Here is a 23392-nt window from a genome sequence, read left to right on the forward strand (position 1 = left end):
ATGTATACTGAAAACCTTGATAGCCGATGCTGAAACAGTTATTTGATAACGATATTGGCTCCCAGAAAGATTAATTTTTGAGAGCGATCGCATATTCAGCACTTGAAATACATATAATAATTTCTTCAGCAAGTCTATAGCAAACCCAGTTTTTCTGAGGAACTACTATATCACGCTATATCCTTACCTAGCGTTCCAAAGCTCAGTGCCAATTGAGTTACTAGGGGTAAAATGTGGTTCATCTGCGAATCCAAAAGGCGATGCCCAGAGCATTCGCAGAGATTACCGCAGACACTCGTTATGTTCCGGCTGCTAAAATACGTAAGTATGAGTAGTACCATCGAACTGCTCAGGTAAAAATTGTCTATTTAGTCACACAAGACCGTCAAAAGATTGTAGAAAAGTGTATTTCCTTGTCTTGACAGTGATGCTAATCTCAATTTTAAGGATGTTATAAGCCTTTATCTGCTAGAGTTTCTGACTTTCAGCAAACTGAATAATCTATCAATAATAAAATCGCTAGGAGTGCGATGAGATGTCACAGTCCCCTATGACAAGACCAGAAATAGCTGCTGGAACTCTAATCGATAACCGCTATGTTATCCAAAAACTTCTGGGACAGGGAGGATTGGGGCGAACTTACTTGGCCTTTGACACTCGTCGGTTTAATGAAGCTTGTGTTCTCAAGGAGTTTGCGCCCATTGGCACAGGCGAGAGTGGGCTGGAACAATATCGCAACTTATTTAAAAGAGAGGCAAAAATTCTTCATCAATTGCAACATCCTCAAATTCCCAAATTTTTGGCTTGCTTTGAAGGAGATGGTCGATTATTCCTAGTACAAGAGTATGTTGACGGTAAAACATATTCTAGGCTGCTGGGAGAACTTCAACGTCAAGGAAGAAATTTTTCTGAAGAGGAAGTTATAGAGTGGCTAAAAAATCTGCTGCCTGTTTTGGAATATGTCCATCAACACAACATCATCCATCGAGATATTTCTCCTGACAACATCATGTTACCCGATGGCAAGGATTTGCCAGTGCTGATTGATTTTGGTGTAGGCAAGCAAATTGCTGACATGAATGAGGGCAGAAGTTCCAACAACCAGGTGACCTTTGTTGGCAAAATGTCTCTTGTAGGCAAAGTCGGATATGCTCCCCGCGAACAGATTAGCTTGGGTTTATGTTCCGCCTCTAGTGACCTTTATGCTTTGGGAGTAACAGCTATTGTACTACTCACAGGTAGAGATCCATCCTTACTCATGGATCAGTACTCATTAGAATGGAACTGGCGTTATTATACCTTTGTTACTGATAGTTTCGCCCAAGTACTCGATCGGATGTTGGCAGATAGGCCTAACAAGCGATATCAAACAGCTAGGGAAGTTCTTATAGATTTAGAGCATATTGGAGAACCAGAAGTGGTAATGTCTCCTGCGATCGTGGTTGATGATTTGCCTGCCACGGTATTTAACCCTGAATTTCAGGCTATGTCGGCCATATCGGAGTCATACAAGCAACCTGGAGAAGCAATTTTTAGTTCACCTAGTTTACCAGTTACTCCGCAAATTGGGCGAATTGAACAACAACAACCTTCTCTCCAACCAGCATTTATCAAACGTTGTCAGCAGCAGTTAGCCTACCACATCGGGCCAATGGCAAATCTGGTTATGGAAGAAATATTAGCTCAAAATCCTTACATTTCAGCTGACCAATTTATTGAACTCATCGCTAGGGAAATTCCTAACTTTCAAGCAGCTTTTGAATTCAAAAAAAGCTTATTTTCCTAGATATTGATATTTAGACATCACGGATTTAGTGATGTTTTTAATTTTTAATTTTTTAGTCCCCTGTACTTCCTTGAGTGCGTTTGATTCTTTTCATTGCCATTTCTAAACTTAACTGCATCCGTTTAAAGGCTTTAGCTAAATTACCGATTTCATCATTAGACATCTGCTCAAATTCAACTTCCATATGTCCGGTACTAACTTCCTCGGCTATGCGAGTCATCCGTTTGAGAGGCATAACAACTTGTCGATTTAAGAAAAAGTTGACTAACAAGATAGTTGCTATAAATATAGTTGATACAATTAGGATAATTAGTAAGGAAGACTGATTAGCTTTATTAATGACGTTATTCGCAGGTACTGTTATGATTTGAGCGCCGACAATTTCATTAAGCTTCCACCCAAATCCATTAGCTGTACCATAAAGAGTAATCATACTTTGGGGTGCAACTTCAGGTACGCTATGACACTTCAGACAGCTTCCTTCAGAAATTGGTAGCGGACGAGCAATATAAAAGATATCTCCACCAGGAATTGAGCGAAATCCACTCACCTCTTTAAGGTCTGATTTATTTCTGAACCTTTCTACAATTTCCGTCTCAAAACCGTCAGCCTTATCCCGAAGATTTGTGGGATTGAGAGTTGCTTCTTTATAAAAAAAATCACGGTAGTCTGTTGTTTTCCGTAAAATCTCAAATACCTCTCGTGCTGAGTATGCAGGCACACTTTGCGGCAAAAACTCAGTTGCCAATTTATCAGCTAGCTCTGGATTTACTTGAGTACTGGTGTATTTACGAACAGAACTCATTGTTTGCATGAGCATGAGAGCAGTTGAACTAATATCTTGTTTAGCATTTTCTCTGAGCAGAGAAGAAAGAGCAAATCCACTCAAGCTCAAACCGAATGTCAGAATTACCAGTAGGAGAATTGTAAATTTTTGTTTCAGATTGAGATTCTTTAGCATAATTTAAGATTACCTACAAGTCAAATTATTATGACCAAATATGGCTAAAGTCATCGTTTACTCTAGCATGAGCAATCAAATAAAGATTTTGGTTAAAGGTTATAGTTTCGCTAAAACTATTAGGGTATACCCAATTTTATATTAGTAAGGAAAATGTTTTTTAACTAACTAAGTTCCAAAAAGCTATAACAGCAAAACAAAATTGAATTTCCAAAATTCGTGTTGGCTGTTCTGATACCGTGCCAAAATAAATACCAGCAATTGTCAAATATTACTAATGGTGTGGAATGCAGGAAAGTCTTTATTCGGTGGACGCTACATTATCGAAAGGCAATTAGGTGAAGGTGGAATTGGCATTACTTATCTTGCCAGTAATCAACGGAATCAACTGCGAGTAATTAAAACTCTCAAAGAAGAAATCCTGAATCACCCCGCCTGGATACTCCATCGAAACAAGTTACGGCAAGACTTCCGTGATGAAGCAGTTCGGCTGGCTGTGTGTAACCATCCTCATATAGTACAAATAGAAACCATCTTTGATGAGGGAAATTTGCCCTGCATGGTGATGGAGTATATCGAAGGCGAAGACTTAGGACAGCGCGTGAGACGCATAGGGGTGCTATCAGAAGCAGAAGCACTGCTGTACATCCGGCAAATTGGCGATGCTTTGACGCTAATTCATTCTAAAGGATTGCTGCATCGGGATCTCAAACCACGTAATATTATGATCCGCATTGAGAAATCAGAAGCAGTGCTGATAGATTTTGGCATCGCTAGAGAATTTATTCCCAATACAATCCAAAGACATACAGTGTATCGCACTCCTGGTTTTGCCCCACCTGAGCAGTATGAATCAGAAGCGCCACGAGGAGAATACATTGATATCTACGCCCTAGCTGCTACCTTGTATAATTTGCTTACCGCCGTTATCCCGACGAGTGCAGATGATAGGCGTCACAATATTAATTTAGAACCACCAAAATATTTTAATCCTAACATCAGCAATAGGGTAAATCAGGCTATTATGTGCGGCATGGATTTGGATTCAACCTATCGTCCCCAGTCTGTGCAAGAGTGGTTAGATTTATTGGTTCCTGATACTGAAAATACTGGAACAAAAACATTATCTACTTTACTGATAACGCCTAGACTTAAACCACCTCCATCTGTTGTATTAGATCGACAGAGCTGGCAATGCGTACAGACCCTTAAAGGTCATTCTAGTATGGTTCATGCGATCGCCATTAGCTCAGACGGGCAATTTATTGCTAGTGGCAGTAATGACATGACTATTAAACTTTGGCAACTGGGTAGTGGCAAGCTAGTGCGTCAACTCGGTCGTTGGTCTTCTGGTCATTCTAATATGGTTCATTCCGTCGCCTTTAGCCCAATCTCCTCAAAGCTTTCTTATCAAGGCGAATCAGGCAAATCTGCGGGAATCGCAGACCGGAATTGGAAGATTTTGGCTAGCGGTAGTTGGGATAACACGATTAAATTGTGGGATGTAAACACAGGCAAAGAAATTCGTACTCTCGTTGGTCATGCGAATTGGGTGAATTCCGTTGCCTTTAGTCCAGATGGCCAGTTTCTGGCTAGCGGCAGTGCTGACTGCACAATTAAATTGTGGGATGTAAACACAGGCATAGAAATCCAAACTCTCATAGGTCATTCTGACTCAGTTTCGTCAGTTGCCTGCTCTCCGAGAACGCCGACAGCGAATAGCAAAGATAAAGAGTTTGTGGCTAGTGGTAGTAATGACTACACTATCAAACTATGGCAACTATACACAGGCAGAAATATCTGCACACTTGCAGGTCATTCTTTCTTCGTCAACTGTATCGCCTTCAGCCCGGATGGGGAAATTATCGCTAGTGGTAGTGCTGACAACACCATTAAATTGTGGCATGTAAATACAGGCAGAGAAATTCGTACTCTGATTGGTCATTTTGATTCAGTTTGGTCAGTCGCCTTTAGCCAGGATGGGCAACTTCTCGCTAGTGGCAGTTGGGACAACACTATCAAACTGTGGCACGTAAGTGGCAGAGAAATCAGCACACTTACAGGGCATTCCAACTATGTTAGATGCGTTACCTTCAGTCCCAATGGCCAAACCCTAGTCAGCGGTAGTGATGACGATACTATAAAGATTTGGCGACGGGGATAATAAATAATTCAGAATTCATAATATTTTTGCTTAGTGTGGTTCGCATACTTTTAAATCTACAGATAGAACTGCGATCGCGCCAAATTTGTGACAATAATGGCGCAACCGTGATTTTTGAACAATAAATTTTATGGGCTTTGGTATTGGTGATTTATTCTGGATTTTTCTCCTTTTGACTTCTTTGCAACCCCTTTGGCAAAAACGTCAAATAGAATATCGGCGCTTGCGTGCTTTACAAGAATTCCAGCAGGAACGCAAAAGTCGGGTGATTTTGCTGATTCACCGCCAAGAGTCCATTAGCTTACTGGGAATTCCCTTATCTCGCTACATTACTATCGAAGACTCAGAACAAATATTGCGAGCAATTCGCCTCACACCCCCAGATGTGCCGATTGACTTAATTTTGCACACTCCTGGTGGTTTGGTTTTGGCTACAGAACAAATCGCTAGAGCATTAATTCGCCACCAAGCAAAAGTTACAGTTTTTGTACCCCACTACGCCATGAGTGGCGGTACGATGCTTGCCCTCGCCTCTGATGAAATTATTATGGATGCTAACGCTGTCTTAGGGCCAGTCGATCCCCAATTGGGGAATTACCCCGCAGCGAGTATTTTGAAAGTAGTTGAAGATAAACCCATCGCTGAGATTGATGACCAAACCTTAATTATGGCCGACCTCTCACGCAAAGCAATACAGCAAGTCCAGCGGTTTGTGCGAACTTTGCTTAAAGACAGTATACCCAAACAAAAAGTTCTGCCAGAAAATATCGAATCGATTATCGAAGCCCTAACAACTGGACGCGTCACCCACGACTATCCCATCACTATTGAAGAAGCAACAGAAATGGGGCTGCCCGTAACCGTCGGACTGCCCCATTCTATTTATGCTCTCATGGATCTGTACCCACAACCACAAGGAGGGCGACCCAGCGTGCAATACATTCCCATGCCTTACAATGACCGCCGTCCAGTTCTACCTACACCCAAAGGCAGACCCTTGGAAGAACCAAATCAGATAACTTGAGGCACTTTGGGGTAGGAATTTTTTGTGGCGACTAGGGTGTAGCTGTTGGTGTCGGTGTAGCTGTTGGTGTCGGTGTAGCTGTCGGTGTAGCCGTTGGTGTAGCTGTTGGCGTAGCTGTCGGTGTAGCCGTTGGTGTAGCTGTTGGCGTAGCTGTTGGTGTAGCCATTGGCGTAGCTGTTGGTGTAGCTGTCGGTTTAGCTGTCGGTTTAGCTGTCGGTTTAGCCGTTGGTTTAGGCGTTGGTGTAGCTGTGGGCTGAGTGAAGACTGTCTTTGCTTCTTCATTCAGCTTTTGGCGAAGTGCTAAATTAGCAATTCCACTTTCTTGCAGTTGATATTTCTTCTGGTACTCCTTTACCACTGCTTCCGTGCGGGAACCATAAAAATGATCGCGCGGGAGGGGAGGATTTGGCTTTACAACTGCATTCAAATTTGTGTGCAAAATTTGAACGATGTTAGCAGCAAAATCTTGGGTTTTTGGCCCTGCTATCCCATCAACTGGTTTTAGCCTATAACCTGTTTGAAATTCACGAATTGCCTTTTTAGTTTCCTCATCCGTCAAAGGAGTATTTGTTACCTTGACGTTATAGCCTAACCCGTGCAGTACAGCACGGAATTGCTCTGGCGTATAGCTACGTTGACGGGCTGCGAAACCAGTGTCTGCAATTACAATGCTAGCAGTTACCAGGCAAGTAACAGCAAAGGTCGCGCTTGATTTTCCAAACCCACACCACATACTTAAAAACTCCTTTGGGTTAAATCAGCAGGATTATAAATCTTAACAGCTGCATTTTAAGTTTGTTTAATAACTTTTTTTGCTATTTTTTAATGTTTTTTGAATAATTTTTGATTTAATTTTGTCAAATTTAACTAAATTTACAAAACCTAATTTGTGTCATCCATCAAAAGGAGTATCTTGTATTAGCAGAGATACAGCAGTTATCATTTGAATCGAATCCACCCCTTCCTTAAACGCTAAATAACCGTAACCCTGGCGAATGGAATTTGCGGAGTTTCTGGGCACCACAGATAAGTCTGAATGGCGGCTGACAGCGATCGCTTCTCTACGAGAGGCTTCTCTTTCAGAGACGCTAACGCCAACGCCAAGGGCAAACAGAACTGATTCTCTGGTCTTTACTACGCTAACAGAGCGGGTTTCAACTGCGTAGATGCGGTTTCTAATGGCCGATTTGAGGTTAAGTTGATACCAATGCATCTGTGCGCCACTATTGGGGTCTACTCAACTGCAAATTCCTGTAATTGCTTGGAAAAAGCCGAAAATTAATAAATGAAAGAGTTTATATTCCAAATCTTCAAACAATGTATAATACATGACAAAAAATGAAAAATATAAATTATTCTAAGCAGCGGAATCTTTGGTTTGAAAGATTTATGGCAATTACTGCCACTGTAAATTTAGGTTTAGTTTTGTTTGATTTAAGTTACGTACCTGGTCGAGATTTCTACTTGCGAAAACTTCCTCAAATTATTCAGATTTATGACCCAATAAAAGGTATTGAACCCTATCGAGACACGAAAAATTATCTAGAAGTAGTAAAGGCATTAGAAGAACAAGTCAGCCAAACAGGGTTACAGTCGCCTCAGGTAAATAGCAGGCTAGAGGAAATAAGGCTTCTGAGCAACGAGATGATTGACACTAACCCGTTTGCGGGAGTGAATAAGAGTGGTACTCTGGAAAAAATCAAAAATCGGATGCGCGATCGCATCGGTAATAAATCTGCAAAACAGTCCTTTGCCACTTTTTGGAGTCAGCCGTATTTATCACAAAATGGTTGGTTTCAAGAAATTAGTTTTTTCAACCAGAGAATCCGCCCTTTGATTGCCTCTAACTACTACCGCCAAATTGGGGAAAATGGGGAATTTGTTGATAATTTTTGGATTATTGACTTACCCTTTGTGATTTTATTTGGCGTAGAATTGCTGGGGCGTATCTTCTTAATCAGACGCCAACATCCTGGTTTAAGCTGGTTTGAAGCACTATTGTGGCGTTGGTACGATTTATTTTTACTACTGCCATTTTGGCGGTGGTTGCGAATCATCCCTATATTAATTCGCCTCGACCAAGCGCGGTTATTGAATCTGCATCCAGTGCGAAAGCAAATTAATCAAGGGATAGTCGCCAATTTTGCCGAAGAACTGACAGAAATTGTAGTGGTGAGGGTAATTAACCAGCTTCAGGGTTCAATTAAGCGGGGTGAGTTAACGCGTTGGATCTCACAACAGGAAAATTTACGTCCCTACATAGATATTAATAATGTGAATGAAGTGGAAGCGATCGCAGGTCTTTTGGTAAAAACAATTGTTTACCAAGTGCTACCCGAAATTCAACCTGCGATCGTTGCCATTTTGCGCCACAATATCGAAACCGTTTTCCATCAAATCCCTGTCTACCGCAACCTCCAGAACCTCCCTGGTGTGGGAGAGGCCCAAACCCAGTTAAGCGAACAACTGGCAACCCAAATCACAACTAATCTTTACAAAACTTTAGTTAGCGCTGTTGAAGATCCTGTTGGCGCAAAACTCACCAGTCAACTAGTAGAAAGCTTCAGCAAAGTCTTGGGATCTCAAATCAAGGAAAAACACGTACTCTCAGAAATTCAGAGTTTACTTTTTGACTTCTTAGAAGAAATTAAACTCAACTACGTCCAGCGCTTGTCCCAAGAAGATATAGACCAAATTATCGAGCAAACTAGGCAGCTACGAACACAAGTATCAGTTCCAGCAGTAGTTGATAAAAGCACCACTCTCCCAGAAATCCGGCAAGGGTAGAGAGAGCAGAGAGCAAAAGACAAAGGAGAGAATACAAAATTACCTCTTTCCCCTCTGCCTCTTCCCAATACCTAATGACTATTGACTATCCAATAAATGCGCTAAACTCGAATTAGGGCGAATCATCATTGGTTCGTCACAAGACTTCTTGGAAGATATCCATATCGCAGGAAGTGGGTCAGTGCCCACTTTTTTTATTGAATTCTCTCATGGCTCATCCTTTAGTTCCACAAATTATTGATTTGGCGACACCAGTAGCAGAAGAACTGGGATTGGAAGTGGTTGGTGTGGTTTTTCACACTAACCAAAGTCCACCAGTGTTGCGGGTAGACATTCGTAATCCTCAGCAAGACACTGGGTTAAATGATTGTGAGAGGATGAGTCGTGCTTTAGAAGCCTCCTTAGATGCTGCGGAAATCGTTCCAGATGCCTATGTCTTGGAAGTGTCTAGTCCTGGTATTTCGCGGCAACTGGTCACCGACAGGGAGTTTATTTCTTTTAAAGGATTTCCTGTCATCATCTCCACAACGCCCCCCTACGACGGACAACAAGAGTGGACTGGTCAGTTGATTCGTCGGGATGAGACAGCACTTTACTTAAACCAAAAAGGCCGTGTAGTCGAAATTCCCCGCTCCCTAATTACCAAGGTGCAGCTAGACGAGCGCCGATAAACAAAGGGCTATGGCTCAGGAGTTAGAGACTAGAGTGCGAGTCGCTCAAAGCTAGAGGTTAGGGACTAAAGGTTAAGCACTAGGGGCTAGAGGTTAGGGACTAGTGTAAAGCTATTCTCTAATCCCTGGCTCTAATGCGTAGTTTTCAGTCCCCAGTCCCTAGTCTCCAGTCTCCAGCCCCAGTCCCCAGCCCCTGATTTTTAAAGGAGATTGCTTATGTCAATGGTTACTTTACCTGGATTAAAAGAATTAATTGAAAGTATAAGTCGCGAGCGGAATTTACCCCGGCTTGCAGTTCAATCAGCTATTAGAGAAGCACTACTCAAAGGCTACGAACGCTATCGTCGGGCCCAAAATTTAGAACGCAAACAGTTTGACGAAGATTATTTTGAGAATTTTGAAGTAGAACTTGATATTGAAGGAGAAGGATTTCGCGTTCTTTCTACCAAAACCATTGTCGAAGAAGTCAATAACACAGACCATCAGATTTCCCTAGACGAAGTTCAGCAAGTCGCTCCCGAAGCGCAATTAGGGGACTCTGTGGTGCTAGATGTTACCCCCGACCAAGGAGAATTTGGTCGGATGGCGGCGATGCAAACCAAGCAGGTACTTGCACAAAAATTACGGGATCAACAGCGCCAGATGGTGCAAGAAGAGTTCCAAGATTTAGAAGGAACTGTCCTGCAAGCAAGAGTCCTGCGGTTTGAGCGGCAATCAGTGGTTCTGGCAGTTAGCAGTGGCTTTGGTCAGCCAGAAGTAGAAGCTGAATTACCGAAGCGGGAACAACTACCCAACGATAATTATCGGGCAAATGCCACCTTCAAGGTATATCTGAAAAAAGTCTCCCAAGGTCAACAACGAGGGCCACAGTTGCTTGTGTCTCGTGCTGATGCTGGCTTGGTAGTTTATCTCTTCGCCAACGAAGTCCCAGAAATCGAAGATGAAGTGGTACGGATTGTCGCCGTAGCTAGGGAGGCAAACCCCCCTTCCCGTTATGTAGGGCCGCGGACTAAAATAGCAGTAGATACTCTCGATCGCGATGTAGACCCAGTAGGCGCTTGTATCGGAGCCAGGGGATCGCGAATTCAAGTAGTAGTCAACGAATTACGCGGTGAAAAAATAGATGTAATTCGTTGGTCGCCAGATCCAGCAACATATATTGCTAATGCCTTAAGTCCAGCACGGGTGGATGAAGTACGCCTGATGGACCCAGAAAGTCGGCAAACTCACGTACTCGTGGCTGAAGATCAATTGAGTTTGGCTATTGGGAAAGAAGGACAAAACGTCCGTTTGGCAGCCCGCCTAACTGGTTGGAAAATAGACATCAAAGACAAAGCTAAGTATGACTATGCAGGAGAAGATGCCAAATTTACAGCGGTAAGAACAAAATATCAATCACAGGAATCAGAGGAAGACGATCTTGACTTTGAAGAAGAATTAGACGATGAAAATCAGGATGAATTAGAAGAGGAGGATAGTTTTGACAATCTAGATGATGAATAATTGATTAAATTTGTAAAGTTTTGATACTGTAGATTGTACTCTCAGTCTCAAGGATTATTTTCTCAAAAGCTACTTGGTATAAGTAAAAAATAGTAATAATAAACTTCTTTTTACATCCCAAATCCTGGACTGAGATCGCAGAGAACCGATGAAACCAAATTATCGGCGCTGTATTAGTTGCCGCAAAGTAGGTTCAAAAGATGAGTTTTGGCGGATTGTCCGCGTCTTTCCATCGGGAAAGGTACAATTAGATCGGGGCATGGGGCGTTCTGCCTATATTTGTCCCCAAACGAGTTGCCTACAAGCGGCTCAAAAAAAAAATCGACTAGGGCGATCGCTACATGCATCAGTGCCAGAAACACTGTACCAAAGCTTGTCACAGCGTCTAGCCCGCAGTAATACCCAAAACTAAATCTAGTTGGAACAACTTTGTGACGTCATCTCCAGAGCAATTGTGTCGAAAGCCGAAGTCGCGCTTTCATCACACCCTCTGTCGATCGTTAAGGTTAGTGGCAAAATAGTAAATGGGTGTAAAACGCATTCGGCTCTCCCATAACGAGAGGCGAGGCAACATTCCCAGAACAAGATGTAATCGATTGTGTTGTGGAAGACTCAGAATCAACAAAACAAGAAACTACAAAATGGCAACCTGGTAGCGCTCAGGCGCAGTTCGGCGTCAAGGGTTCCTATAAAAATCCTTTATTTAAGAAATTTTTATGGGTCCCCTTCAACCATCACAACTGGTGGGGATGCCATTATTAAACCGAAACATCTCTCTTTCCTGATTGGAGGCACCGGCAAAAACTGAACGGCAACCTAAAAACAGTAATCCAAGGATGGAGATGTCGCAAACCAGGCAGCCATCCGCTAAAACTGTAAATTAAAGGGGAAGAGTGGATGAACAACGGCAAAGTTAGAATCTATGAATTATCAAAGGAATTGAATTTGGATAACAAAGAGCTATTAGCAATTTGCGAGCAGCTCAACATCTCGGTGAAAAGCCATAGCAGCACGATTTCAGAATCCGAGGCAGAAAACATCCGGGCGGCAGCAGAAAAGCTGGCAGCTACGAATGTATCTGCTAGAAAGGAACTAGGTACAACCAGCCATAAGCCAAATTCACCACCGAATGGCGGACCTGCGCGACCTGCTGCACCCCACAAACAGCAAATTCTGGAAATACGCAAACCCAAAATATTGAGAAATACTACCTCCAACGCCTCCGAGGCGTCAGTTGCTACCAATACCCAAGCTGCCTTGTCTGAAGCTAATCCTCCCTCTCCTCCACGGCCTTTCGCTACACCAGTCTCACCCATGAAGCCGACGGTACCAACCCGACCTGTACCCCGGACTCAATCTGAGACTCAAGAGCAACCTCCGATCGCTGAATTGGAACAAACGCCCAATCCAAATCAGGCACCGGAAAAAATAGCATCCCAAAAACCGGAAAAAATAGTTCCACCCAGACCGAAACCGGATAAACCTCAAAAACCACAACTAGTTGCTCCTCCAGCAAGACCTGCGGCGGAAGAAGCCCAGGTGGCAGATGAGCAAGTATCTCAAGCAGACAAACCGATCCTCAAACGCGACCAACGCGTAAGACCCGTCGAAGGCGATCGCGAGCAAATTAAGCCAAGAGTCGCGAAGCTGCCAACTGACCCGTCACCACAAGGTGCACCACAAAGAACAAGTCGTCCCACTCCTTCACCCAGCCGACCAGAGCAGAGGGGCAATAGACCATCTGCACCATCACAACTAGGAGAAGGGCAACGACCCAGACCAGCCCGTCCAGGTGAAGCTGTAGCAGCCGCAATGCCGATCGCTACTCCACCCAGACAGATGTCAGGAATTGCGGGCAAATCTGAAAGATTGGGTGACGAGCCAGTCGCACCCGATTTGTTGGATTTGAAACGCCCAAGTCCGCCTCGCCCAACCAAAGGTGGCAAAAAGTGGGTAGAAGAGGAAATCATTGACGAAGTTAAAGAGAAGGCTAAGGCTGGCGTCAAAGGCAAGCGGATCAAGCCAATACTTGATGACGAATTTGAAGAAGATTTGCTGGATGATGACGATCTCGACTCACCAGCGACCGTCCAAGTTAGCCTTTCCATCGCCCGTCCTCCCAAACCCAAAGCGACTCGACCTGTGCAGATGCCAGGCGCAACCCTTGCTAGCGCCCCAACTGCTAGAGGAAGTAGAAAACCTGGTTCTAAATCTGGTTCTAGCCGTGATAATCACAATAACCGTCGCCAACAAGAAGCCGATACAAAGCGCGATCGTCCCGAAAAGGTCACGATCACAGGCCCGTTGACTGTGCAAGAGTTGTCTGACGTTTTAGCCGTTCCCGATACAGAGATTGTGAAAATCCTGTTCCTTAAAGGCATGGCGGTGAGTATCACCCAAAATCTGGATATTCCCACAATTACCCTGGTAGGCAAAGAACTAGAAATAGAAGTCGAAACCGTCGAGCGAGAAGCAGAAGCTCGGAAAATTACGGAAATGGTCGGTGCAGAAGACCAAGAATATCTCCACCGTCGTCCGCCAGTCGTGACAATTATGGGTCACGTAGACCACGGTAAAACAACCCTGCTCGACTCAATCCGCAAAACAAAAGTGGCTGCTGGCGAAGCTGGTGGGATCACTCAACACATTGGTGCGTACCATGTGGATGTGGAACATGAGGGCAAACCACAGCAGATAGTCTTCCTGGATACTCCTGGTCACGAAGCCTTTACAGCTATGCGGGCCAGAGGAGCGCGGGTAACAGACATTGCCGTGTTAGTTGTGGCTGCTGATGATGGTGTGCGTCCCCAAACCATTGAAGCCATTAGTCACGCCCAAGCTGCGGGAGTGCCAATTGTTGTTGCAATCAACAAAATTGACAAAGAAGGGGCACAGCCAGAGCGCGTTAAACAAGAACTCACCCAGTATGGTCTGACCTCAGAAGACTGGGGTGGTGAGACAATCATGGTTCCAGTGAGCGCCATCAGAGGTGAAAACCTGGATACGCTCTTAGAGATGATTCTCTTGGTAGCAGAGGTTGGAGAACTATCTGCTAACCCAGATCGGACTGCCAAAGGAACTGTAATTGAAGCACATCTGGATAAAGCTAAGGGAGCAGTTGCTACCCTGCTGATTCAGAATGGCACCCTGCATGTGGGAGATATCTTGGTAGCTGGTTCGGCCTTCGGTAAAGTCCGGGCGATGGTGGATGACAGAGGCAAGAGAGTAGATATTGCTTCTCCTTCCTTTGCTGTCGAGGTACTAGGTTTAAGTGATGTCCCAGCAGCCGGCGACGAGTTCGAGGTCTTCCAGAACGAAAAAGAAGCCAGAGCACTCGCTAGCGATCGCGCAGACAGACAACGCCTATCCCGCCTGTTGCAAGGTCGTGTTACCCTTACAACCTTATCGGCTCAAGCACAAGAAGGCGAGTTGAAAGAACTCAACTTGATCTTGAAGGGAGACGTACAAGGTTCCGTAGAAGCCATTGTGGGAGCGCTCAAGCAAATCCCTCAAAACGAAGTCCAAATCAGGATGCTGTTGGCTACTGCTGGGGAAATCACCGAGACAGATATCGACTTAGCAGCTGCCAGTAATGCTGTAATTATTGGCTTCAACACCACCTTCGCCAGTGGTGCCAGACAAGCTGCCGATGAAGCCGGTGTTGATGTCCGGGAATACAACGTCATCTACAAACTCCTAGAAGATATCCAAGATGCCTTGGAAGGTCTTTTGGAACCAGAGTTGGTGGAAGAACCCTTGGGTCAAACCGAAGTCCGTGCCGTCTTCCCAGTCGGTCGCGGTGCTGTTGCCGGTTGCTACGTTCAATCAGGCAAGCTAGTTCGCAACTGCAAAGTCAGGGTGCGACGCGGCGGTAAGGTAATCTTTGAAGGCGTCCTTGATTCCCTAAAACGGATGAAAGAAGATGCCCGTGAGGTCAACGCTGGTTATGAATGCGGTGTCGGCATAGATAAATTCAATGATTGGGTTGAAGGTGACATCATCGAATCCTATCAGATGGTTACGAAACGCCGCACTCTCACCTTAACGAGATAGTGTTAAGGGTAAAATGGTTAGATGTTAGGAGTAATAAATTAGGAGTTAGGAGTTAAAGGCTGCTAATTCCTAGCTCCTAACTCTTAAATCATAAGTTTTTATTATGCAATCATTTCGCTCTGAACCTATTTTGTGGATTCACGTCGCTGGATTGGCGACGTTGCCTGTTTTTTTAGTCCTCTGCTTATTGTTTTTGTCTGTAGGCGAGCCATTTTTACCAGTCTGGATGGAGCTATTTTTAGTTGCTGCCATTGGTATTCTCCCTTTGCTATGGATGCAGTTGCGTCGCCCTTTTTATATATTTGCTCTTTTAGGAATAGCCCTAAAGCCAGAAAATCTGACTGAGCGGCAGCGAAAAATTCTCTGTTTAATTAATACAAAAATAAATCGTATCCTGGCATTAGTGGCAGCAGTATTGTCGGTTTTGGTGCTGTGGCAGCTTTACCAAATTGCCCCATTAGTAGCAAATTCAGCTAAATTTCTCCCACAATGGCGTAGCGTTGCACTAGTGTTTGCGGGGTTAGCGTTTTTGGGCAGCAATCTATTTTTACAAATACCTGTGAGTGTAATGCGAGTTTTAGTGACTAATGACACAGAATTCGCTGGCATAGAGCCATTATCTTTAGAAAAGATTAAGCAGGATTTCACAATTTTAGGGGTGCGGGTTAATCAAATGGTTCCCCGGTTGTTGCAATCTTTGTTTAGGATTAATACAGACTCGTAGTAGCCTTCAAAGTAATATTATTTACTTTAAAAGGCTAGAAATAAGCAGCAAGGGATCGGGATGATAGATTTCTAACTCTTGACCCTTGACTATTGACTGTTGAAGTTAAAACAAAGGAATGAGGAACTATGGCTCAAATTCCAGCTTCTAGCGATCGCCAATTTTCTGCTGATACTGAAATTTGGCATAGCCTCAAATGTGCGATCTCCACTAGTTCCGGTTTTCAACGCTGGCAACTAGAACGCGATGTCCAATTACAGGGAATTCGCTTGGAACAGCAGGTACAACGGTATTTAAGGGAAACTTTAGAAACTTTAGCTTACTAAAAATTGAGTAAATTTTGTAAGCTTGTTTGCAAGCGGCGGAGTTGACGGTATGCACCCTCCAAGCGATGCCTACGACGGTAAACTACGCCATCAACTTCCACTTCATTGCTAGGATAATTCTTAATAATTTCAATCAGCGACACCTGCGCGTCTTGACTCGCAGAAAGTACCAAAGCGGCTCGCAAAGCCTGCCGATCTGCTTTTTGAGACGGTGTAAAAATAACTTGACTAACTCGATCCAAAATAATATTACCAATCCGGCTATTCAGCACTCTATCTAAAAATACAAGGTTTACCTTCACTGGTTGCGTTAAATACTGACGAATGGCTTTGGGATCTTGTCGCGCCAAAGCAAAATTAACTCGTAGCGAACGTGAAAGTTCGCCTGTTTGGGCAAAGGTAGATAGCTCCCCCACTGAAAGAGATTCACGGAAGATACCATACTTGAGTACCACTCGTTCCGCAGCAAAGGCAGGAGTGGATAAAAGTAGAAAACAGATACTAGTTACTAAAACTAAAGCGCGACGCAGCTCGAAAAATTTAAAACGCATTTCTCCCAATTTCCAATAGGTTTGCTTTTCCTGCGATCGTATTCCAGCAGAATTACTTGCGGCATCTAGCTTTAAAAATAATCATTCAGTAGTCGTAGCAAAGGCAGGATGAGCGCCCAGATAAGGCAGCGAGAGACTTATCCCGAAAGCCCCTACCGCAAAAATCCAGCTACCATCTCAATTAACAAGACAAGTAGCTCTGAGCAACTGGTTAAAGGTAGGCAAAGTTCCGCCACAGTGTACTAGCAGAATTTTCTGAATGACACAATATAACTAATGTATAAGTTCTGTGATGTATCTAAGGAATTTAGCTGAATCAGTGCTAATCATCCAGTATAGTTTTGCATGGGTTTTAGAGCAGCTACAAGGCTGCTACTTTTAACCTTGTTCGACATACCGTAATTCAGCACATCACAGACTCAAAAAATGAAATACTGGGGTTTTCACATTTCTGCGAAAAATTTTCGCCTTCTTTCTAGCACTCATCTCAGTTATACTTTACGCGTGGGAGCCGGACTAACGGCAATGCTTGTTGTTTCTAGTGGGTCAATACTACTACCGGGTGAGGTTAATGCTGGTACTACTCACTCAGAAGGTGTCGCCCCAACTCTCACAGCGCAAGCTCCTGCAACTGCCGCAGCGATTTACGTTAATCCAGCAACAGGTATAGATCGGGCTGGTGCTGGTACAACGTCAACTGCACCCTACAAAAGCATCAGTTTCGCTCTCAGTCAAGCCCAACCAGGTGCAGTGATTCAATTAGCACCTGGAAACTATAACCAGGAAAGTGGCGAAAGCTTCCCGCTATTGCTTAAACCAGGGGTGACACTGCGGGGTGATGAAGCTACTAAAGGCCAGGCGATATTGATTACAGGTGGAGGTTTTTACACGAGTCGCACCTTTGCCAGACAGGATATTACCATCCTTGCCGACCAAGATGCCACGATCGCAGGTGTCAGCGTCACCAACCCAAATAGCCGGGGTACGGCTGTGTGGGTGGAGTCAACTAATCCCACTATCAAAAACAGTACTTTTACTAACAGTGTCAGAGAGGGTGTTTTTGTCACGGGTACAGGCAATCCCAGAATCGAAGGTAATCTCTTTGTGCAAAACAAAGGGAATGGGATTTCAGTTGCTAGAGCTGCCCAAGGAGAAATTCGGAATAACTTATTTCAGGATACTGGTTTTGGTCTAGCGATCGGTGGCACTTCCACACCCCTAATTGTAGAAAACCAAATTATCGAAAATCAAGACGGTCTTTTTATCTCAGAGTCAGCGAAGCCCGTATTGCGTAAGAATGTTATTCAAAACAATAAGCGGGATGGAGTAGTAGCGACTGTCAACGCTTCACCCGACCTTGGCACCAACGAAAGTCCTGGTGGCAATCTTATCCGCAATAACACTCGTTATGATGTGAACAACGCCACTAAAACCAGTAAAATTGTCGCTGTTGGCAACGATATCGATCAGAAAAAGATTTTCGGCTCAGTAGATTTTGTTGCCGCAACTGTTGACGTACCACCTGGTGGGCCTGTCGCCTTTAAAGATGTGCCAGCAAGTTACTGGGCAAAAACCTACATCGAAGCTTTAGCCTCCCAAAATATTATTGCTGGCTTTCCTGATGGCAGCTTTAAACCCAACGATCCTGTAACCCGCGCTCAATTCGCCACTATTGTCACTAAAGCCCTAAAACCACCAACCAAACGCGCAGCAATTCAATTTAAGGATGTAGCAAGCAATTTTTGGGCTTACGCTGCAATTCAATCTGCTTACCAGAGTGAATTTGTTTCTGGTTATCCCGATGGCACTTTTAAGCCACAGCAACAAATTCCTAGAGTGCAAGCGTTAGTCGCTTTAGCTAATGGTTTGGGCTTAACTGCGAGTAATCAGAATGTCCTTTCCTTTTACACCGATGCTGCCCAGATTCCTAATTATGCGATCGCTCCTGTTGCTGCGGCAACTGCACGGCAACTAGTGATCAACTTTCCCACAGTGAAGCAACTCAATCCTAATCGTCAGGCGACTAGAGCCGAGGTTGCTGCCTTTGTTTACCAGGCACTCGTCAATGCTGGACGTGCCCAACCAATTCCTTCATCTTATTTGGTAACAGCCCAATAAATGCCTAGTTAGCAAATTGGAAGCGCCAGACTAATAATTTGTTAATCTGACGCTTCCAATTAATATGAGTTTTCTTAATTTTGGAGGTTTTTAAACATTCAAATGGGGTCTTTAAATATAGCTGACCCCATTTGAATGTTATTGGGTTTATCGTCAGGGTCTTTATATTGGCTGACCCCGTTTCAATGATTTCTATTTTCTCAGAAATTCTTGCTTTTCTTGATATTTTAATATTCATCAAAGCATTAATAAATTTGAAGAATATAAAAATATATTCAAAGAAAGTAAGTATCTAGGCAGAAATAAATTTATTGTTTGTAGTAAGGACTTTAGTCCTGATAATCCTTGCTCTGAGCGATAAATAGCTCACTACAAACTATGAGTTTATTTTATATTTAATTATCTCTACCTACTTAGTCAAAAATTAACTAGCTAAAATTTCTCTCTTCAGGAGTTAGGATTTTTACCTGATTGGGGGCGTTGTTGCCGACGCTGTTCCCAGCGCCAGAGAAAAATCATTAAAGCAACTATTCCTACTTGGAGAGCTAAATTAGGCAAAGCACTCTCAACATTGCGTCCGGCAAGCACTTGGAAGAAAAAGACGAATGCACCGAGTGAGCCAGAAGCAGCGAAAGCGATGTAGAAAAATTGTCGTAAGCCGCGATAAGGAGCGGCTATTTCTGCTTTGAGGCTGGCGTATTGTTCAGGGTTAAGGCGATTTTTGCGATTTTGATCCACCATGATTAAATCATGTTATACTCTTAGATTGTGTACGCCGATGTGGCTCAGTGGTAGAGCAGCTGATTCGTAATCAGCAGGCCGTGGGTTCAAATCCCATCATCGGCTTTGATAAAAGTATTGCTCAATAGTCAAGTTTGACACAAATCACGTACAGTGACTAATTATCTACGATCGGTGACACATTGATGTCGTTGTGACAAATTATTGTCATCAAACCTAGATTATTACTGATGATGGTGATTATGCGACAGTGCCAGGAATTCAAGTATTTACTACTAATTCGGGAGCGATCGCATCCTCGACATAACAAAATGTTGGCGACAAAAAGATCCCCGACTTTTTAGAAAAGTCGGGGATCTGGTTTCTTGTTTAAGTAGGTGTGGATTATTGCAGCAAAGGAGTTGTGCCATTACCGTTAGTTGAGGCATTGGCAATTGCAGCTTGAGTAGGTTGAGTAGTAAGAACCGCTACAAGTGGAGTAACTTTTGAACTAGATTGTTTACTTCGTTTTCGATTGGAGCCGCCAGCCTTGGAATACTCTATACTGTTTCTGCCGTAGACAGTTGCAACTCCACTTAGCATTCGTTCAGACATTTCGGAGAGAGCTTTATCCATCTGGGTTACTGTTTTACGCGATTCTTCCAGATTGGACACCAGGGTATTATTAGCTTCTACCATCGCACGGGTAGTGTTGATTAAGTGGTTGTAGGCTTCAATGGTTAACCCATGTCCCAAATCCAGATTTTCATCAATAGATTTAAGCAAGGCGAGACGAAGTTGGGCTTTGTCAATAGCAGCAGAACCACGAGTTTTTAAAGACATGAGATATCCTTTTTTTAATTCCTTTTTCAAGATAGTGGAGTATCTTTTTGCCTGAGATGGGTAGTTTTGTGGATTTATTTCCTTAAAAGTTCAACGAAATAATTACGACTTTGCCTGTGTTTTTACTCATTTTTCATATCGATTTGTTGTTTGAGAATAAGTACAATCAGCAACAGTAATCGCAAAATCAATAAATGCGTACTCCGAAATAGCAATTGCGTACTCCGAAATAGCAATTGCGTACTCCGAAATAGCAATTGCATACCCCGAAATAGCAATTGCGTACTCCGAAATAGCAATTGCATACCCCGAAATAGCAATTGCGTACCCCGAAATAACAATTGCGAACTCCGAAATAGCAATTGCGAACCCCGAAATAACAATTGCGTACCCCGAAATAACAATTGCGATCGCCAAATCTATAAATGCGTTGACGTAGCCCACCGTAGGCATCGCATCCATCCTCTTTTTACCTGAAACTGGTAGTGGGCGATGCCTGGGTTGGGCTACACGCAATACGCTTCGGTTAAGGGAAGAGACGCGATAAATCGCCGTCTCTACAAAGGACTGATTATTGTAAAGACGGCGATTTATCGCGTCTTTGCGATCTATAACTTTTATCAAAAAACCTTATCCGAACCGTATTGAGAGCAAAGGTTACTTAAAAAAATTCGCCAGCTACCTCCTGAAGAAGTTTCGCTAGTTGAAGATTTTATTGATTCTTTGGTTCAGCAAAATACAGACCATAGTCTTACCTTTGCAGCAGCAAAACTTTCTGAACCAGTTCTGCTTAAAATCTGGCATAACCCTGATGATGCAGAATATGACACACTATGAATTTGGTAATGTTAGCTATTTTGGGTTGATATACGAGATCGCACCTTCAAATCAAATCCTCGATACATCACTCAAACTCAGTTTCGCAGAAAGTTTTTAACAAATCGATACAATTAGCGATCGCTCCTAAATGAGCAATTTCATAGCCATGTGTGTTTTGGGTAGGAAATGCCAAACAAGCAGCACGCCCAACATGGCCAAATTTCATCGCAATTGAAGCATCACTACCAAATCCGCTGAGAGTTGTGAATTGGATTGGCATATCGAGTTGCTTGGCACTATGGCGCAATTGCCCATTTAACCCCTCATCATATATTCCATAGGCATCTTGAGATAAAAGTACGGGACTTTTCCCATCTTTAACAGGATATTCCTCAGATAATGGACAAATTTCTAAAGCAATCAAGGCATCCAAACGCTGATTTTGAGTGAAAAATAGCGCCCCAATTGCTCCCACTTCTTCTTTAGCTGAAGCCACCAGATAAACATCAACAGATGGCTGTTTCAGGTTTTCAGCTAAAGCTAGCAAAATCGCCACAGAGGCTTTGTTATCCAAGGTGTAACCAGCAATATGATCCTTTAACCGAATTGGATGCTTGCGATGTTTGCCGATTACCATTCTAGTTCCAGGTCGAATGCCAGCTGCTTCCAATTCAGCAGATGTGAGCTTCGTTTCAATCCAGGCATTTTCCCACTTAACAGTAGTATCTTCCTGCTGCACTTTCTGGGGCGATTCGTGAGAAACATGGCGGGAACCAAAGCTGAGAATACCGTTAATGGTTTCGTTATCTCCGAGTAAATCGACAACGCCTTCGCCGTAAACCCACGGGAAAGAACCGCCGAGTTTGCTGACTTTGACACGACCTTCATCACCGATATTCTTGACAATTGCGCCAATTTCGTCTTTGTGTGCGGTGATAGCGATCGCTCGATCTGGAATTTTCCCCGGAATTTTCGCAATAATATTATCGGCGCGATCGCACCAGACTTTTACACCCAGCGCGGCAAATCGTTTCATCAACAATTGGTTAATCTCAGCTTCTGCACCACTAGGGGAATGGTGCATGATTAATTCTTCAATAATTTGAAATAAGCGATCGTAATCCCACATCAATACAGTTAGTTCAGTTTTCAACTGTTGTATGAGACAATTGTGCATCAAAAACCCGACCTGCTGATACAAGTGCTGACCTTTTTTGTTGACGCTTCAGCACTCCTACTGCACCAAAAGCACCAAAGGCTAAAATCCCCAAGTTTATCGCGGGTTCGGGAACAGACTTAGCCTCAATCGCCGCCAGTGCAGTGTCTGCTATCACCTTATGAGCAGCGGTCGTTGGGTGGAAACCGTCCCAGACGAGAAACTTGTTGTTGGCTGGGTCACATATATCTAGCCTAGATAGACAAGACTCGGTTACATTCGTAAAACCCAATGCGCTTGCCTGATTAAATAAAGAATTAGTATCAACCGAGATGATGTTGAGATTTGGGTTTTGGCTCAAAGCGCTGACAGCTGTTGCTAAACCTGAGTTAAACTCATTAGTTGATTTGCTAAGGGTTGTAGGGTTGCGATTATCGATTTTAGCTGCTGGTAGCTGTCCCAAATCTGGCAAGTTAAACACCAAAATATTTTTTGCCCCGACTCCTACCAGAGTATTCAACGCCAGGGATATATTACTGATTGGCGTTGTCGAGTCTTCGGGGTTAAGAAAAAAGAAATCATTAGCACCTCCCCACAATGTATAAAGTGCATTTGGGTCGGCAGTTTGATTATTTGCTTGCAGAGTTCCCGCAAAACCAAGGACTTGTTTGAGCACTCCTGGTAAATTTTGGTTTGGAAGGATAGCGTTATCTAAACCAGAGCTAGCACCACCGAAAGCAAAGTTTATCCCTTGAGTAGGAGGTGTGGAAGCAATAGTAGTCAATAAAGTAGGCTTTAACCCTAACCGCTCTCCGAGATAATCTACCCAGAGCGGCCCATTGGAAAAACGTCCTTCAAAGTAAGGTGGGCTTAGAGGGTATGTTTGCCCACTAGCATTGTATATATTGCCTGTATCGGAAAGACTATCGCCAAATACATAAAGCCGATCGAAACTCACAGCCGAGGCTTTGGTCGGCAACATGAAAGAAAATAGAACAAATCCTGCGGCTATAGCTTGTTTTTTCATCTTCGTTTTACCTGTGGTATTTTTAATTTCTTTAAAAGTAATCAAAGGACCATAGTATGACAACTTGTCTTTTGACTTACTTCAAAACTAAGTACACCTATTGAGTTAATTTACGTTATTTCACTTAACTATGGCTCAAAAGTTCATCAAACACAGGTA

20 protein-coding genes and 1 tRNA gene are annotated in these 23392 nt (G+C 43.5%); 12 read left to right on the forward strand and 9 right to left on the reverse strand.

Going from position 1 to position 23392, the window contains the following annotated elements; all coding sequences use genetic code 11:
• Window positions 1-535: 535 nt before the first annotated feature.
• Window positions 536-1786 (forward strand): serine/threonine-protein kinase, encoded by a 1251-nt coding sequence (locus V7L01_RS25720; protein WP_335039778.1) that lies wholly within the window; start codon window positions 536-538, stop codon window positions 1784-1786.
• Window positions 1787-1838: 52 nt separating this feature from the next.
• Here V7L01_RS25720 and V7L01_RS25725 read toward each other — a convergent pair whose 3' ends face one another.
• Entirely contained in the window at window positions 1839-2747 is a 909-nt protein-coding gene (locus tag V7L01_RS25725) for a c-type heme family protein (RefSeq protein WP_335039780.1), read from the reverse strand.
• Window positions 2748-3024: 277 nt separating this feature from the next.
• Between V7L01_RS25725 and V7L01_RS25730 the strand changes: the two genes are divergently transcribed.
• Entirely contained in the window at window positions 3025-4911 is a 1887-nt protein-coding gene (locus V7L01_RS25730) for a serine/threonine-protein kinase (protein ID WP_335039782.1), read from the forward strand.
• Window positions 4912-5041: 130 nt separating this feature from the next.
• Entirely contained in the window at window positions 5042-5935 is an 894-nt protein-coding gene (locus V7L01_RS25735) for an SDH family Clp fold serine proteinase (protein WP_335039784.1), read from the forward strand.
• 31 nt (window positions 5936-5966) lie between these two features.
• On the opposite strand, the gene V7L01_RS25740 is transcribed toward V7L01_RS25735, so the two are convergent.
• Window positions 5967-6668, reverse strand: a complete 702-nt coding sequence (locus tag V7L01_RS25740; protein WP_335039786.1) for a peptidoglycan-binding domain-containing protein — start codon at window positions 6666-6668, stop codon at window positions 5967-5969.
• 159 nt (window positions 6669-6827) lie between these two features.
• Window positions 6828-7148, reverse strand: coding sequence for a hypothetical protein (locus tag V7L01_RS25745; RefSeq protein ID WP_335039788.1), 321 nt, complete (start codon window positions 7146-7148; stop codon window positions 6828-6830).
• A 125-nt stretch (window positions 7149-7273) separates the two neighbouring features.
• Between V7L01_RS25745 and V7L01_RS25750 the strand changes: the two genes are divergently transcribed.
• The 7 genes from V7L01_RS25750 to V7L01_RS25780 all read left to right on the forward strand — a co-directional run bounded on the left by V7L01_RS25750 (window position 7274) and on the right by V7L01_RS25780 (window position 15999).
• Complete coding sequence (locus V7L01_RS25750; RefSeq protein ID WP_335039790.1) at window positions 7274-8722, forward strand: hypothetical protein; 1449 nt, start codon at window positions 7274-7276, stop codon at window positions 8720-8722.
• A gap of 209 nt (window positions 8723-8931) precedes the next feature.
• On the forward strand, window positions 8932-9393 hold the full coding sequence (gene rimP, locus V7L01_RS25755; RefSeq protein WP_335039793.1) for a ribosome maturation factor RimP: 462 nt from the start codon (window positions 8932-8934) through the stop codon (window positions 9391-9393).
• 216 nt (window positions 9394-9609) lie between these two features.
• Window positions 9610-10896, forward strand: a complete 1287-nt coding sequence (gene nusA, locus V7L01_RS25760; protein WP_335039795.1) for a transcription termination factor NusA — start codon at window positions 9610-9612, stop codon at window positions 10894-10896.
• Between the two features lie 148 nt (window positions 10897-11044).
• A complete protein-coding gene (locus V7L01_RS25765; RefSeq protein WP_335039797.1) occupies window positions 11045-11308 on the forward strand; it encodes a YlxR family protein in 264 nt (87 codons plus the stop codon).
• A 485-nt stretch (window positions 11309-11793) separates the two neighbouring features.
• Window positions 11794-14949: a translation initiation factor IF-2 gene (gene infB / locus V7L01_RS25770; protein WP_335039799.1), complete on the forward strand. Its 3156-nt coding sequence runs from the start codon at window positions 11794-11796 to the stop codon at window positions 14947-14949.
• A 103-nt stretch (window positions 14950-15052) separates the two neighbouring features.
• The gene (locus V7L01_RS25775) at window positions 15053-15673 is read left to right on the forward strand and encodes a low-complexity tail membrane protein (RefSeq protein ID WP_335039802.1); all 621 of its coding nucleotides are present in this window, start codon (window positions 15053-15055) and stop codon (window positions 15671-15673) included.
• 128 nt (window positions 15674-15801) lie between these two features.
• Window positions 15802-15999 (forward strand): hypothetical protein, encoded by a 198-nt coding sequence (locus V7L01_RS25780; protein ID WP_335039805.1) that lies wholly within the window; start codon window positions 15802-15804, stop codon window positions 15997-15999.
• Here the strand turns inward: V7L01_RS25780 and V7L01_RS25785 are convergent.
• Window positions 15996-16550 carry an alpha/beta hydrolase gene (locus V7L01_RS25785; RefSeq protein WP_335039807.1) on the reverse strand — a complete coding sequence of 185 codons (555 nt, stop codon included), beginning with the start codon at window positions 16548-16550 and terminating at the stop codon, window positions 15996-15998. The two genes, V7L01_RS25780 and V7L01_RS25785, sit on opposite strands and share 4 nt — an antisense overlap.
• A gap of 426 nt (window positions 16551-16976) precedes the next feature.
• On the opposite strand from V7L01_RS25785, the gene V7L01_RS25790 reads away from it, so the two are divergent.
• Window positions 16977-18668 carry a DUF1565 domain-containing protein gene (locus V7L01_RS25790; protein ID WP_335039809.1) on the forward strand — a complete coding sequence of 564 codons (1692 nt, stop codon included), beginning with the start codon at window positions 16977-16979 and terminating at the stop codon, window positions 18666-18668.
• Window positions 18669-19115: 447 nt separating this feature from the next.
• Here V7L01_RS25790 and V7L01_RS25795 read toward each other — a convergent pair whose 3' ends face one another.
• Complete coding sequence (locus V7L01_RS25795) at window positions 19116-19409, reverse strand: DUF3493 domain-containing protein (protein ID WP_335039811.1); 294 nt, start codon at window positions 19407-19409, stop codon at window positions 19116-19118.
• Between the two features lie 33 nt (window positions 19410-19442).
• On the opposite strand from V7L01_RS25795, the gene V7L01_RS25800 reads away from it, so the two are divergent.
• Window positions 19443-19514, forward strand: a tRNA-Thr gene (locus tag V7L01_RS25800).
• A gap of 279 nt (window positions 19515-19793) precedes the next feature.
• Here the strand turns inward: V7L01_RS25800 and V7L01_RS25805 are convergent.
• The 4 genes from V7L01_RS25805 to V7L01_RS25820 all read right to left on the reverse strand — a co-directional run bounded on the left by V7L01_RS25805 (window position 19794) and on the right by V7L01_RS25820 (window position 23233).
• Window positions 19794-20231: a hypothetical protein gene (locus V7L01_RS25805; protein ID WP_335039813.1), complete on the reverse strand. Its 438-nt coding sequence runs from the start codon at window positions 20229-20231 to the stop codon at window positions 19794-19796.
• A gap of 126 nt (window positions 20232-20357) precedes the next feature.
• Entirely contained in the window at window positions 20358-20855 is a 498-nt protein-coding gene (locus tag V7L01_RS25810; protein ID WP_335039815.1) for a hypothetical protein, read from the reverse strand.
• Between the two features lie 280 nt (window positions 20856-21135).
• A complete protein-coding gene (locus tag V7L01_RS25815) occupies window positions 21136-22179 on the reverse strand; it encodes a M42 family metallopeptidase (RefSeq protein WP_335040826.1) in 1044 nt (347 codons plus the stop codon).
• Between the two features lie 13 nt (window positions 22180-22192).
• Complete coding sequence (locus V7L01_RS25820) at window positions 22193-23233, reverse strand: SGNH/GDSL hydrolase family protein (RefSeq protein WP_335039816.1); 1041 nt, start codon at window positions 23231-23233, stop codon at window positions 22193-22195.
• Between the last annotated feature and the right edge of the window lie 159 nt (window positions 23234-23392).

The organism is Nostoc sp. (genome assembly GCF_036917095.1).
Taxonomy (GTDB): Bacteria; Cyanobacteriota; Cyanobacteriia; order Cyanobacteriales; family Nostocaceae; genus Nostoc.